Consider the following 14,452-nt stretch of genomic DNA (forward strand, 5'->3'; position numbering starts at 1 on the left):
CATTTGCAAGAGGCGTCCTTTTAGTGGGACGTCTTTTTACATTCAAGAGATAAACTAAAGTATTCTATAACAATCATACTAATCATGAAAGTATTTCGCATTTCTAAGTACTAATGAAGAATAATAAGGCGAAATTTGATATGATAGAATATATATGTTCCGAGTTGGTTTAAAGTGGAGGATTCAGTATGCTAAAAAAACTTATTCGTAAGAAAGAACAAACGATAAGTACAGATTTGAATGACAGAAAAGCTAAAGCTCAGCAAGAACATTTACCTAATCATATTGCGATAATTATGGATGGGAATGGAAGATGGGCAAAAAAAAGATCCCTACCACGTATTGCAGGTCACTACGAAGGCATGAAAATAGTGAAGAAAATTACTCGTTTTGCAAATGAGCTTGGTATTAAAACGCTAACGCTCTATGCTTTTTCCACAGAAAATTGGAAAAGACCGAAATTAGAAGTGGATTTTCTGATGCGATTACCAGAAGAATTTCTAGGAACTTATTTGCCGGAGTTAATAGAGCAAAACGTACGAGTGAACATGATGGGGAATATAGAGTCATTACCGGAGCATACGAAAAGAGCGGTTACAAATGCGATGAATCAAACGGCAAATAATGACGGTCTCCTATTAAACTTTGCATTAAATTACGGTAGCAGAGATGAAATTGTTCAAGCAGTGCAGAAAATAGCAAACGGAGTACAGGAAGGGAAATTTTCGGCTGATAGTATCTCTGAAAAACTTATAAATAGTTATTTAATGACAAAAGATTTAACTGAACCAGATTTACTTATTCGTACAAGTGGAGAAGTGCGTTTAAGTAACTTCATGCTTTGGCAGCTTGCTTATACGGAATTATGGTTTACAGATACTTTATGGCCAGATTTTGATGAATCTTGTTTACTTGAGGCAATTGAAAGCTTTCAAACAAGAAATAGAAGGTACGGCGGTCTAAAGGGGGAGGAAATTAATTGAAACAACGTATTATTACAGGAGCAATTGCAGCTACGTTCTTTGTTCCTATTGTATTTTTAGGTGGATCAATTTTTAACATATTGATCTACTTCATGGCAGCTATTGGATTACTTGAGCTTTTGCGAATGAAAGGCATTAAATTATATTCCATTGCAGGCCTAATATCTACATTACTTTTATTCGTATTATTAATTCCAAATTCAATTGCAGTTGATCTATTACAAATAACTGGTCATACAAAAACGGAGTGGCTATTTGTAGCGATCTTTCTACTACTAATATATTCTGTATTTGTTAAAAATCAATTTACATTTGATGATGCTGCATTTGCAATTATGGCCACTTTATATGTCGGAATTGGTTTTTACTACTTCATAGAGACTCGAGAGATTGGATTAACTTATGTTATATTCGCATTAGTTGTCGTATGGACAACAGATTCAAGTGCATATTTTACTGGTAGAAAATTTGGGAAAAGAAAATTATGGCCAGAAATATCTCCAAACAAAACAATCGAAGGATTTGTGGGGGGAATCGTTGGAGCAATAATTGCTGCATGCATACTTCAGTGGATTACGCCATTTAGTTCATCCTATTTAATATTAATAGGAATAACAATTGCTGCTTCCATTTTTGGTCAGTTAGGCGACTTAGTGGAATCAGCCATAAAAAGACATTACGATGTAAAAGACTCTGGTAAAATATTGCCAGGGCACGGTGGGATATTAGACCGCTTTGACAGTTTGCTTTTTGTCATTCCGCTATTGCACTTTTTACATTTTGTATAAGGAGAAGACATTAAATTATGACAAAAAGAATAAGTTTATTAGGAGCGACAGGTTCTATTGGGATACAAACTTTGGATATCATTAAAGAACATCCAAATAAATTCCGATTAGTTTCTTTTTCTGCGGGAAGAAATATAGATCAAACTAGAGCGATTTTAAAAGACTTTCCGGTAGAGGTAGTTTCTGTTGCGCTTGAGGAAGATGCTCTTCAATTACAATCGGAATTTCCAAAATTACAAGTTTTTTTTGGGGATGAAGGGTTGGTACAAATAGCAGCAAATACGAATGCAGACGTGCTTGTGAATGCTGTGCTTGGAAGTGTTGGTTTAAAACCTACATTGGAGGCTATTAAAAAAGGGATAACAATTGCTATTGCAAATAAAGAGACGCTTGTTACAGCGGGGCATCTTGTTATGCAAGCAGCTAAAGAAAATAATGTTCCAATTTTACCGGTAGATAGTGAGCATTCTGCGCTTTTCCAAGCGATGAATGGGGAAAAAAGATCCCAGATTTCTAAACTAATCATTACGGCATCTGGTGGGAGTTTCCGCGACCTTACGAGAGAAGAACTAAAAAATGTAACAGTAAAAGACGCATTAAATCATCCAAATTGGTCTATGGGTGCCAAAATAACAATTGATAGTGCCACAATGATGAATAAAGGCCTGGAAGTAATAGAGGCTCATATATTATTTAATACGTCTTATGATGATATAGAGGTTTTATTACATAGAGAAAGTATCATTCATTCAATGGTAGAGTTTAATGATACAAGCATCATTGCGCAATTAGGCACGCCTGATATGCGAGTCCCAATTCAATATGCACTGTCGTATCCGGACCGTTTGGAACGATCAAACGCGAAAAGATTAAATTTGGCAGAAATTGGGAAGCTGCATTTTGAAGAAATAGACTATAAGAGATATCATGCTTTAAAGCTTGCGATAGATGCAGGAAGAGCTGGTGGAACAATGACTACGGTATTAAATGCAGCAAATGAAGCAGCGGTAGCGCTATTTTTACAAGAGAAAATTGCTTTTTTAACAATTGATGAATTGATAGAGCGTGCTATGAATGAACATGAGAACATTGCAAGACCAAATTTAGAAACGATATTACATGTTGATGCTGAAACAAGAAAAAATGTTCAAAACATGATAAAATGAGAAAATAATATGTGACATCCAATTTTAACTTACTCAGCAACTGGGAAAGTGAGACAAGTAACTGCGGAAGCACTTACTGGGTGACGTATTTGATAATAAAGGTGGGGTATAATGGAGACGGCCATTGCGTTTATAATAATTTTTGGTAGCATTGTTTTTTTTCATGAACTAGGGCATTTTATCTTTGCAAAAAAAGCTGGAATTATGGTACGAGAGTTCGCAATTGGTATGGGCCCAAAAATTTTTGGAATGACAAAAGGAGAAACGCTCTATACAATTCGATTATTACCAATTGGCGGATATGTACGAATGGCTGGAGAAGATATGGACTCCGTTGAACTACAACCAGGGTTTCGTTTAGGTATACATGTAAATAATGACAATGAAATCGATTTAATTGTATTAAATCAAAACAAGCAGTTCCCTGACATGCTATTCTTAGAAGTAGAGAAATCTGATTTAACAAATGAAATGTTCATTGAAGGGTACGATGAAGAAGAACGTTTCGTTCGATATAAAATAGCGAGAAACGCGAGAGTAAATGAAAATGGCAACGAGACCTTCATCGCACCATATGATCGTCAATTCGGGTCTAAAACAGTTGGTCAAAGATCGATGGCTATATTTGCAGGTCCGCTTTTTAACTTTATTTTAGCATTTTTCATCTTTTTAATATTAGGCTTACTACAAGGAGTCCCTACTTATGAACCAGTCATTACGACTGTAGTAGCAGATGGTCCTGCGGCACAAGCAGGAATGAAAGATGGAGACTTAGTCACCAAAATTAATGGAAGCCCTATTTCAACTTGGGATGAATTGTCTGAAGAAGTAAAAGTGAGTCCCAATCAAAAAATGGAATTTACGGTTGATCGTAAAGGAGAAACTTTAGAATTTTCAATGATTCCTAAAGAAGTAATTTCTGGAAAAGAAAAATTAGGGCAAATTGGTGTTCAATATGTGAGTCCATTAGAAAAGAATCCGATTAAGGCTGTAGCTTTTGGTGGAGAGCAAACGTATGATTGGACTAAGCGAATATTTACATTACTGGGTTCATTAATCACCGGTAAATTTTCAATTGATGATTTGTCAGGACCAGTAGGTATTTATAAAGCAACAGAAGAAGTTGCACAATATGGTGTATTTAATTTAATGCATTGGGCAGCTATTTTAAGCATCAACTTAGGAATTATGAATCTTTTACCATTACCAGCACTAGATGGTGGTCGTCTTTTATTTTTCTTATTTGAAGCAGTTCGAGGAAAACCAGTCGATAAGCAAAAAGAAGGTATGGTGCATTTTGTTGGCATTATGCTCTTGATGGTATTAATGGTTGTAGTAACTTGGAACGATATACAAAGGTTTTTCTTTTAGAGAAAAAACTACAAGAAGGGAAAGTTCGATATGCTGAACTTTCCTTTCTTTTTCTGTTGTAAGTAGTAAAGGGAGGGATTTATGATAATGCAAGATGGCAAAACAAGAATGCATATATTATTGCAACAACTCGATTTAATCGATGATTCCTTTGTGAAACATTTCGAAAATGCCTCCATCACACGATTTACGGTACATAAAAAAGTTAGGCAATGGCATTTTCACATTCGGTGTTCTGCGATTCTTCCGATTAATGTTTATACAATTTTAAGACAACGATTAGAGGAGAAATTTACAGGTATAGCGAGCGTACTTTTAACAATAGATAGTGAAACCTCCACAGTATCCGAAGAACAAATTAAAGAATATTGGATTCCGGTAATGAAAGAATTAAGTGACATGGCACCCCCCCTTAAAGATCGTTTACTTCAACAACAACCAGAATGGAATGGGCAAACAATACAGCTTACGTGTGGACAGGAACTAGAACTGCGAACATTTAAAAAGAAATACGTTGAGCTACTAGGAGATACTTATGTAAATTTTGGATTCCCAAAAATGGGTTTCGATTTTCGCTTAGTGGAAGATACGCAGGCACTTGCAGAAGCACAACTCGCCTTTTTAGAACAACGCAAATTAGAAGAGGAAGAATTAGGGAAAAAAGCATTAGATGATTTACAGAAGAGAGAACAAAATCGACAGGAAAATGGATCAGAAGGAGAGGCAGATGGTCCATTCCAACTAGGTATCCCGCTTAAGAAAGAAGAGCCTATTTTGGAAATTCGCCAAATACAAGATGAAGAGCGTAGAGTGACCATCGAAGGATTTGTATTCGATGTGGAAGTAAAAGAATTACGAAGTGGCAGATCTCTATTGACGGCAAAAGTGACCGATTACACAGATTCTATACTTGTTAAAATGTTCTCGCGTGATAAAGAAGATGCACAGATGATGGAACGATTGAAAAAAGGAATGTGGATCAAGGTTCGAGGCTCTGTTCAAAATGATACGTTTGTGCGTGATTTAATCATAATGGCGCAAGATATGTGCGAGATAAATCCAGCGGTACGTCTAGATACAGCAAAGGAAAAACGAGTTGAATTGCATTTGCACTCACCAATGAGTCAGATGGATGCCGTATCATCGGTTTCTGCACTTGTTGCACAAGCAGCTAAATGGGGACATAAAGCAATTGCCATTACAGATCACGCAAATGTTCAATCATTTCCAGAAGCATATGCTGCAGGGAAAAAGAATGGAGTCAAGATTTTATATGGACTAGAAGCAAATCTAGTTCATGATGGAGTACCAATTGCTTATGATGAACAACGTATATTGCTAGATGATGCTACTTTTGTGGTGTTCGACGTAGAAACAACGGGTTTGTCTGCAACTTATGACAAAATTATAGAGCTAGCTGCGGTAAAAATGAACAATGGAAACATTATTGAAAAGTTCGAGCGGTTTGTAAATCCTCACCATACATTATCTGCTACAACAATTGAACTTACAGGTATTACAGATGAAATGGTTAGCAATGCCCCTGAAATAGAAGATGTCATAAAAGATTTTTACGAATTTATTGGAGAAGGAATAATTGTTGCTCATAATGCTTCGTTTGATATGGGCTTTTTATATGAAGGATATCGCAGATGTGGCATTGACCATTTTACACACCCGGTTATCGATACATTAGAGCTTGCAAGATTTCTTCATCCAGAGTTAAAAACACATCGTCTTGGTTCTCTATGTAAAAAGTTTAATATTGAGTTAACACAAGCTCACCGGGCAATCTTTGACTGCGAAGCCACAGGATATTTATTAATGCATCTATTGAAGGAATCGGAAGAAAAGGATATCCAGTTCCACAATGATTTTAATAAACATATTGGGCAAGGTGATTCATACAAAAGAGCGAGACCCTCACATTGTACTATTCTAGCGGTCAATGAAGAGGGATTAAAAAACTTATTTAAATTAGTGTCACTTTCACATATTTCTACTTTTTACAGAGGACCTAGAATTACGCGATCTACATTACAAAAACATCGTGCAGGTTTAATTATTGGTTCTGCTTGTGATAAAGGGGAAGTATTTGAAGGATTAATGCAAAAACCTCTTGAGCAAGTAGAAGAGATTGCAAAGTTTTATGATTACTTAGAGATTCAGCCTAAGGAAGTTTATTCTCACCTAATTGAACTTGAACTAGTAAGAGATGAATGGAATCTAGAAGATATCATTCGAAAGATGATTAAATTAGGAAAAAAACTAAATCTACCTGTAGTGGCAACAGGAAATGTTCATTACCTACATGAAAATGATGCGATTTTCAGAAAAATTTTAGTGAATTCGCAGGGTGGAGCGAATCCACTAAATCGACATGAGCTTCCAAAAGTACATTTCCGAACAACAAATGAAATGTTAGATGCTTTCTCATTTTTAGGGGAGGAATTAGCGAAAGAAATTGTTGTGACCAATCCACAAAAAATTGCAGATTCGATCGAGGATATAAAACCTATTAAAGATGATTTATATACTCCTAAAATTGAAGGTGCAGACGATGATGTCCGTTCGTTAACTTATGCTAAAGGTAAAGAAATATATGGAGAAGAGCTACCGGAAATTGTGGAGGCGCGAATTGAAAAAGAGTTAGCTTCTATTATTGGGCATGGATTTGCTGTTATTTACTTGATATCACATAAACTAGTGAAAAAATCACTAGATGATGGATATTTAGTTGGATCAAGGGGTTCAGTTGGTTCTTCATTGGTCGCAACATTAACGGAGATTACGGAAGTTAATCCACTGCCTCCACATTATGTTTGCCCAAATTGTAAGCATTCTGAGTTTTTTCTAGATGGCTCTGTAGGATCTGGGTTTGACTTGCCAAATAAAAACTGTGTTCAATGTGATACTCCTTATGTAAAAGACGGACAGGATATTCCTTTTGAAACTTTCCTTGGATTTAAAGGGGATAAAGTCCCGGATATCGACTTGAACTTTAGTGGTGAGTATCAGCCAATAGCACATAATTACACGAAAGAGCTTTTTGGTGAAGATTATGTATTTAGAGCAGGAACAATTGGAACAGTGGCAGAAAAAACTGCATATGGTTATGTTAGAGGATATACGAATGATAATAATTTAACGCTACGTGGGGCAGAAATTGATCGATTAGTGCAAGGGTGTACTGGAGTTAAAAGAACAACCGGACAACATCCTGGTGGAATCATTGTTGTTCCTGACTATATGGAAATTTTTGATTTTACGCCGATTCAGTTCCCAGCTGATGCACAAGATTCTGAATGGAAAACAACCCATTTTGATTTCCATTCGATTCATGATAATTTACTGAAACTTGATATTCTAGGACATGATGACCCAACTGTTATTCGAATGCTTCAAGATTTATCGGGAATTGATCCTAAAACAATCCCTACCGATGATCCAGAAGTGATGAAAATATTTAGTGGAACTGAATCTCTAGGAGTTACTGAAGAACAAATTGATTGTAAAACAGGTACACTCGGAATTCCTGAGTTTGGTACTCGTTTTGTACGTCAAATGTTAGAAGAAACAAAACCTTCTACATTTATGGAGCTTGTTCAAATTTCTGGCCTTTCCCATGGAACAGATGTATGGCTTGGAAATGCACAAGAGCTTATCCAAAATGGTACATGTCAGTTGTCGGATGTTATTGGTTGTCGTGATGATATTATGGTTTATTTAATTTATCAAGGTCTTGACCCATCGTTAGCATTCAAAATTATGGAATCTGTTCGAAAAGGAAAAGGATTAACTCCGGAGTTTGAGGCAGAAATGAAAAAAGAAGGAGTACCTAATTGGTATGTAGAGTCCTGTAAAAAGATTAAATATATGTTCCCAAAAGCACATGCAGCAGCCTATGTATTAATGGCGGTTCGGATTGCATATTTCAAGGTACATTTCCCGATTCTATACTATGCAGCATATTTAACAGTTCGAGCATCCGATTTTGATTTAATTTCTATGATTAATGGTTCTCAAACTATTCGTGCAAAATTGGATGAAATCAATGTAAAAGGCTTAGATGCATCACCTAAAGAAAAGAGTTTAGCAACAGTGTTGGAAATTGGCCTTGAGATGTCAGAGCGTGGTATAAGATTGCAAAAAGTCGATTTATACAAATCTAAAGCTAGTGAATTTATAATCGAAGGAAACACGCTAATTCCCCCTTTTAATGCTATCCCGGGGTTAGGTACAAACGTAGCTTTTCAAATTGTCAAAGCAAGACTTGATGGAGAATTTCTATCTAAAGAGGACTTGCAACAAAGAGGAAAAGTGTCGAAAACGATAATTGAATATATGGATCAAATGGGCTGTTTAGAAGGCCTACCAGATGCCAATCAACTTTCCTTGTTTTAGTACATTTGTATTAAAAATAGGAAAAATATTAATTTTGAAGATGAAAAAAGCTAATAGGTAAGTTCTAGATGTAGAGGGACTCTGGTTAGTGTTAATAAGCTGTGCTTCTAATCTTATTATGATTTTATTTTGATTGTTTTTTCTTTTACCGTACACAATATAGATGAATCAGTGGGTGCTTGATTAGAGTAGGTGGTACTAGAGAAAAATAGATAGTATCCATTGATAAAGAAGCGTTGAGCGGACGATATTGACTCTTCGTCCGCTTTTAAAAGAGTAGGAAAGCATCTTATCTTTTATTATCGAAACCAAATGCATCGTGACTTTACACATTTCAAGTGAGAGACGGACAAACACTGGCCACAAGATTATCGAAAAAAGTGTAGCCAATGTTTTGTCCGAAGCACTCTGGAAATAGTAAACGACAAGATGCTTTTAAAAGGCATTTGGGCTATTTCTGTGAAAATTGAACAAGTTATGGCTAAATGCGAGAGAAAATTTTCAGCTAGGAGTGTGCTTGTAAAAACATCGGTGTTTCTTATTTATTTGCAAGAAATTCATTCGTATGGTAATATAAATCTACCAATGTTTCATAGTTCTGTGACGAAAGAGTGGGATTTCCCGCTCTTTTCTGTTGTTATATAGGAATTATAAAAATTACACTCGTAGAAGTAATTTACATTTATAGAAAATCATTATTGAGTAGGAGGCTTGTATGACTAATATCACTAGTAAAATTGAAGAGCTTGTAACGCCGATTTTACAAGAGTTGAATTTAGAGCTTGTAGATATTGAATACGTAAAAGAAGGTCGCGATTGGTTTTTGAGAATCTATATTGATGCATCAACAGGTGGTATAGATATTGAGCAATGTGCTCAAGTTAGTGAAAAACTAAGTGAAAAATTAGATGACGTTGATCCAATTACGGAGAACTATTTCTTAGAAGTTTCCTCTCCAGGCGCTGAACGTCCATTGAAAAAAGATGCAGACTTTCTACAAGCAATCGGTAAACATGTATATATTAAAACGTATGAACCTGTAAATGGTGCCAAAGAATTTGAAGGAACTTTACTTTCTTATTCAGCAGAAGAAGGTGCTTTAATAGAAGTACGTGTGAAAACTAGAAGAATTAAAATTCAAATTGATAAAGAGAAAATTGCGCTTGCTCGTTTAGCGATTGATTTCTCTGCATAATGTATATTAAGGAGTGATATCTATGAGTAGTGATTTTTTAGATGCGCTTACTGCGCTTGAAAAACAAAAAGGGATTTCTAGAAATGTATTAATAGAAGCAATTGAAGCTGCATTAGTGACAGCATATAAAAGAAACTTTAACCAGGCTCAAAATGTTCGAGTAGATATCAATCTAGCTACAGGTACAATGCTTGTTTATTCAAGAAAAGATGTAGTGGAAGAAGTATCAGATGAACGTTTGCAAATCTCATTAGAGGATGCAAACATTATTAATCCACATTATGTAATCGGAGACGTTGTAGAGGAAGAAGTAACTCCACGTAACTTCGGCCGTATTGCTGCGCAAACCGCTAAACAAGTTGTGACACAAAGAGTACGTGAAGCGGAACGTGGTCTTATTTATGAGGAATACGTTGACCGCGAAGATGACATTGTAAACGGAATTGTGGAGCGTTTAGATGCAAGGAATATTTACGTTGGTTTAGGTAAAGTAGAAGCAGTTTTACCTGTAAATGAACAGATTCAAACAGAAACATATCGTCCTCATGATCGTATAAAAGTATATATTACGAAAGTAGAACGAACTACTCGTGGTCCTCAAGTTTTTGTATCTAGAACGCATCCAGGGTTACTTCGTCGATTGTTTGAAATGGAAGTTCCAGAAATATTCGAAGGAATAGTTGAAATAAAATCAATTGCTCGAGAAGCTGGAGATCGCTCTAAAATTTCTGTGTTTGCACATAAAGAAGAAATAGATCCAGTTGGTTCTTGTGTAGGAGCAAAAGGAGCTAGGGTCCAAACAGTAGTGAATGAATTAAACGGGGAAAAAATTGATATTGTAGAATGGTCTGAAGATCCAGTCATTTTCGTTGCAAATGCACTAAGCCCTTCTAAAGTGTTAGATGTGCAAGTAAACGAAGTGGAAAAATCTACAACAGTAGTTGTACCAGATTATCAACTTTCATTAGCTATCGGTAAAAGAGGTCAAAATGCCCGTCTTGCTGCTAAATTAACTGGATGGAAAATTGATATAAAGAGTGAAACAGATGCTAGAGAATTAGGGATTTATCCTAATGAAAATTCTCCTGAAGTTCTTTTGGTAAGCGCTGAAGATGAAATGGATGATTTCGACTTTTACAAAGACGAAGAGTAAGCAAGGATGGTGAGTTTGGATGGCTATTCAAAAGAAAATTCCATTGCGTAAATGCGTTGCTACAGGAGAAATGTTCCCTAAAAAGGAAATGATTCGCATTGTTCGATCAAAAGAAGGCGAAGTCTCCGTAGACTTGACAGGAAAAAAGCCGGGTAGAGGAGCATACGTTTCGAAAACGTTAAATTCGGTTGATAAAGCAAAAAAGAAAAACTCCTTAGGGAATCATTTAGAAGCAACGATTCCACATGAAATATATGATGAGTTAATCGTCATAATCGAAAGAGAAAAACTAAAATGACAATTGAACAACAAATAACGCAGCTACTAGGACTTGCAACTCGAGCAAGAAAAACAATTTCTGGTGAAGAACTGGTAGTAAAAGAAATTAGAAGCCAAAAAGCGAAGTTAGTTTTACTATCATCAGATGCTTCTAAAAATACAGCAAAAAAAATTAATGATAAATGTGCATCTTTTAACGTTGAGCTGCATGTCTTTGGAGACCGGCACGATCTCGGACATGCGACGGGAAAAGAGGCCAGAGTGGCAATAGCCATTATGGATGACGGTTTCGCTAAAAAACTGTCCGGCCTTCTCAACGAATTTAACCGGGGGTGAGCTAATGACTAAAATCAGAGTTCATGAGTACGCGAAACAAATAGAAAAATCAAGTAAAGAAGTTATTGATCAGTTAGGGAAGCTTAATATTCAAGTGGCTAACCACATGTCAATGCTTGAAGGAGACGCAGTTCAAAAATTAGACAGCGTTTATAAAAAATCAAATCAGGTTAAACCTCAAGCATCAACACAATCAAAACCAACTGGACAGAATACGCAAACAAATCGTCCTGCAAACAACAATGGAAACCAAGGTCAGTCGAGAACAACTAGTCAAGTTCAATCAAGACCAGCTAACCAAGGTCAGTCGAGACCAGCAGGCCAAGGTCAAGGACAATCAAGACCAGCAAGTCAAGGCCAAGGACAAACAAGACCAGCAAGCCAAGGTCAAGGACAATCAAGACCAGCAAGCCAAGGTCAAGGACAATCAAGACCAGCAAGTCAAGGTCAAGGACAATCAAGACCAGCAAGCCAAGGTCAAGGACAATCAAGACCAGCAAGTCAAGGGCAAAGCCAATCAAGACCAGCTGCTCAAGGTGCTAATACTAATAGCCAAGGTAAAACATTTAGTAATAATAAACCAGCTGGAAATAGCCGTCCAGGTGGACAAAATAGACCAGGTGGACAACAAAGACCGGGACAAAAATTCCAAAAAAGAAGAAAAGGTCCAACTACACCTGTTCAACCACCAGTTCCAAGAAAAGAAAGAGAACTTCCTGCTAAAATTACGTTTACAGAATCATTAACAGTAACTGAGTTAGCGAAAAAACTTGGCCGTGAGCCTTCTGAAATTATTAAAAAATTGTTTTTACTTGGAGCAATGGCAACAATTAACCAGGAACTTGATAAGGATGCAATTGAATTAATTTGTGCAGACTATGGAGTAGAAGTAGAAGAAGAAATTAAAATCGATATTACCGATTTAGAAGCTCATTTCGAAATTGAAACGACAGAAGAAGATGAAGCAAATAAACAAGAACGTCCACCTGTAGTTACAATTATGGGTCACGTTGACCATGGTAAAACGACTTTACTTGACTCTATTCGAAATACAAAAGTTACTGCAGGTGAAGCAGGTGGTATTACACAACACATTGGTGCATACCAAATAGTTAATAATGGGAAAAAAATTACATTTCTTGATACTCCAGGACATGCTGCTTTTACAACAATGCGTGCTCGTGGAGCAAAAATTACAGACATTACAATACTAGTAGTTGCAGCTGACGATGGAGTTATGCCACAAACTGTGGAAGCGATTAACCATGCAAAAGCGGCAGAAGTACCAATTATTGTTGCTGTAAATAAAATGGATAAACCAGCGGCCAACCCTGATCGTGTCATGCAAGAACTAACTGAACATGGATTAGTATCGGAAGCATGGGGCGGGGAAACAATTTTTGTGCAAATCTCGGCTTTAACTGGGGACGGAATCGATAACCTTATTGAAATGGTCTTACTAGTTTCGGAAGTTGCAGAATTAAAAGCAAATCCAAAACGTCTTGCATTAGGGTCTGTAATTGAGGCTCAGTTAGACAAAGGTAGAGGGTCAGTTGCAACATTATTAGTTCAAGATGGTACATTACGAGTTGGTGATCCAATCGTAGTTGGTCATGCATTTGGGCGAGTTCGTGCAATGGTAAATGATCTTGGTCGTCGTGTGAAAGAAGCAGGCCCTTCTACTCCTGTTGAAATTACAGGTTTAAGTGAAGTGCCGCAAGCAGGAGATCGTTTTGTCGTTTTTGAAGATGAAAAAACAGCACGTCAAGTTGGTGAAAATAGAGCATCACAAGCACAAGTTAACCAACGCTCTGAAAAAACTCGCGTGACATTAGACAACTTGTTTGATCAAATGAAACAAGGGGAAATGAAAGAGCTAAACTTAATTGTTAAAGCAGATGTTCAGGGGACAGTAGAGGCAATGGCTGCTTCCTTGATGAAAATAGAAGTAGAAGGTGTAAATGTACGAATCATTCACACTGGTGCAGGAGCAATTACTGAATCAGATATTAGTCTTGCAGCTGCTTCTAACGCTATTGTAATCGGTTTTAATGTTCGTCCTGATGTAAATGCGAAACGCGCAGCAGATGCTGAGGGTGTAGATATCCGCTTACACCGAGTTATTTATAAAGTAATCGAAGAAATCGAATTTGCGATGAAAGGATTACTAGATCCTGAATTCCAAGAAAAAATCATTGGTCAAGCGGAAGTTCGCGAAACTTTCAAAGTAACTAAAGTTGGTACGATTGCCGGTTCTTATGTAACGGAAGGTAAAATTTCTAGAGATAGTGGTGTTCGTATTATCCGTGATTCCATCGTTATATTTGAAGGGGAATTAGATACATTAAAACGATTCAAAGACGATGCAAAAGAAGTAGCAAAAGGATATGAATGTGGTATTACCATTAAAAACTTTAATGACATTAAAGAAAATGATATTATCGAAGCATTCGTTATGGAAGAGATTAAACGATAATGATTGTTTATGCAGAGTGTGAATATATCATTTCTACTGCACATTCCTTGAAAGAAAAGCGAGCAATTCTACAACGAATGCTCACACGAACAAAACAAAAATTCAATGTTTCCATTGGGGAGCTAGATCACCAAGATGTATGGCAACGTACATGTATTGGCATCGTAATTGTTGCTTCAGATAAAGTTGCAGCTGAACGAGAACTGATGCATGCCATCAGATATTTGGATTCAAACCCTGAGTGGGAGCGAATAGAATTTAGAAAAGAATATTTATAAACAGAATATGAGGTGTAGCGATT

Annotated in this window: 11 protein-coding genes; all 11 read left to right on the forward strand. The window is 36.6% G+C overall.

The genetic code is table 11. The features are described 5' to 3' along the window. Positions 1-188: 188 nt before the first annotated feature. The 11 genes from ACEPXD_RS06650 (at position 189) to ACEPXD_RS06700 (ending at position 14,429) form a co-directional block, all read left to right on the forward strand. Positions 189-983 (forward strand): isoprenyl transferase, encoded by a 795-nt coding sequence (locus ACEPXD_RS06650; protein ID WP_391121341.1) that lies wholly within the window; start codon positions 189-191, stop codon positions 981-983. Beyond that, positions 980-1,771, forward strand: a complete 792-nt coding sequence (locus tag ACEPXD_RS06655) for a phosphatidate cytidylyltransferase (RefSeq protein ID WP_391121344.1) — start codon at positions 980-982, stop codon at positions 1,769-1,771. The genes ACEPXD_RS06650 and ACEPXD_RS06655 overlap by 4 nt, the downstream gene beginning before the upstream one ends. A gap of 17 nt (positions 1,772-1,788) precedes the next feature. Next, on the forward strand, positions 1,789-2,937 hold the full coding sequence (gene dxr, locus ACEPXD_RS06660; RefSeq protein ID WP_391121347.1) for a 1-deoxy-D-xylulose-5-phosphate reductoisomerase: 1,149 nt from the start codon (positions 1,789-1,791) through the stop codon (positions 2,935-2,937). 111 nt (positions 2,938-3,048) lie between these two features. Continuing rightward, positions 3,049-4,308, forward strand: a complete 1,260-nt coding sequence (gene rseP / locus ACEPXD_RS06665) for an RIP metalloprotease RseP (RefSeq protein ID WP_391121350.1) — start codon at positions 3,049-3,051, stop codon at positions 4,306-4,308. An 81-nt stretch (positions 4,309-4,389) separates the two neighbouring features. After that, positions 4,390-8,712, forward strand: coding sequence for a PolC-type DNA polymerase III (locus ACEPXD_RS06670; RefSeq protein WP_391121353.1), 4,323 nt, complete (start codon positions 4,390-4,392; stop codon positions 8,710-8,712). Positions 8,713-9,427: 715 nt separating this feature from the next. Next, a complete protein-coding gene (rimP, locus tag ACEPXD_RS06675) occupies positions 9,428-9,907 on the forward strand; it encodes a ribosome maturation factor RimP (protein WP_391121356.1) in 480 nt (159 codons plus the stop codon). Positions 9,908-9,929: 22 nt separating this feature from the next. Beyond that, a complete protein-coding gene (nusA, locus tag ACEPXD_RS06680) occupies positions 9,930-11,060 on the forward strand; it encodes a transcription termination factor NusA (protein WP_391121358.1) in 1,131 nt (376 codons plus the stop codon). A gap of 19 nt (positions 11,061-11,079) precedes the next feature. Further along, positions 11,080-11,358, forward strand: a complete 279-nt coding sequence (rnpM, locus tag ACEPXD_RS06685; protein WP_391121361.1) for an RNase P modulator RnpM — start codon at positions 11,080-11,082, stop codon at positions 11,356-11,358. Continuing rightward, entirely contained in the window at positions 11,355-11,675 is a 321-nt protein-coding gene (locus ACEPXD_RS06690; RefSeq protein ID WP_151699511.1) for a YlxQ family RNA-binding protein, read from the forward strand. Before rnpM ends, ACEPXD_RS06690 begins: the two co-directional genes overlap by 4 nt. Before the next feature lie 4 nt (positions 11,676-11,679). After that, positions 11,680-14,151 carry a translation initiation factor IF-2 gene (gene infB, locus ACEPXD_RS06695; RefSeq protein ID WP_391121366.1) on the forward strand — a complete coding sequence of 824 codons (2,472 nt, stop codon included), beginning with the start codon at positions 11,680-11,682 and terminating at the stop codon, positions 14,149-14,151. Next, a complete protein-coding gene (locus tag ACEPXD_RS06700; protein ID WP_391121370.1) occupies positions 14,151-14,429 on the forward strand; it encodes a DUF503 domain-containing protein in 279 nt (92 codons plus the stop codon). The genes infB and ACEPXD_RS06700 overlap by 1 nt, the downstream gene beginning before the upstream one ends. Positions 14,430-14,452 lie beyond the last annotated feature (23 nt).

It is taken from the genome of Psychrobacillus sp. L3, assembly GCF_042945595.1.
In the GTDB taxonomy this organism is placed as follows: Bacteria; Bacillota; Bacilli; order Bacillales_A; family Planococcaceae; genus Psychrobacillus.

Bases quoted from the DNA above. Each gene is read 5' to 3' on its own strand.
- ACEPXD_RS06650 (WP_391121341.1), top strand. From the start codon at position 189: ATGCTAAAAAAACTTATTCGTAAGAAAGAACAAACGATAAGTACAGAT.
- dxr (WP_391121347.1), top strand. From the start codon at position 1,789: ATGACAAAAAGAATAAGTTTATTAGGAGCGACAGGTTCTATTGGGATA.
- rseP (WP_391121350.1), top strand. From the start codon at position 3,049: ATGGAGACGGCCATTGCGTTTATAATAATTTTTGGTAGCATTGTTTTT.
- ACEPXD_RS06670 (WP_391121353.1), top strand. From the start codon at position 4,390: ATGATAATGCAAGATGGCAAAACAAGAATGCATATATTATTGCAACAA.
- rimP (WP_391121356.1), top strand. From the start codon at position 9,428: ATGACTAATATCACTAGTAAAATTGAAGAGCTTGTAACGCCGATTTTA.
- nusA (WP_391121358.1), top strand. From the start codon at position 9,930: ATGAGTAGTGATTTTTTAGATGCGCTTACTGCGCTTGAAAAACAAAAA.
- rnpM (WP_391121361.1), top strand. From the start codon at position 11,080: ATGGCTATTCAAAAGAAAATTCCATTGCGTAAATGCGTTGCTACAGGA.
- ACEPXD_RS06690 (WP_151699511.1), top strand. From the start codon at position 11,355: ATGACAATTGAACAACAAATAACGCAGCTACTAGGACTTGCAACTCGA.
- infB (WP_391121366.1), top strand. From the start codon at position 11,680: ATGACTAAAATCAGAGTTCATGAGTACGCGAAACAAATAGAAAAATCA.
- ACEPXD_RS06700 (WP_391121370.1), top strand. From the start codon at position 14,151: ATGATTGTTTATGCAGAGTGTGAATATATCATTTCTACTGCACATTCC.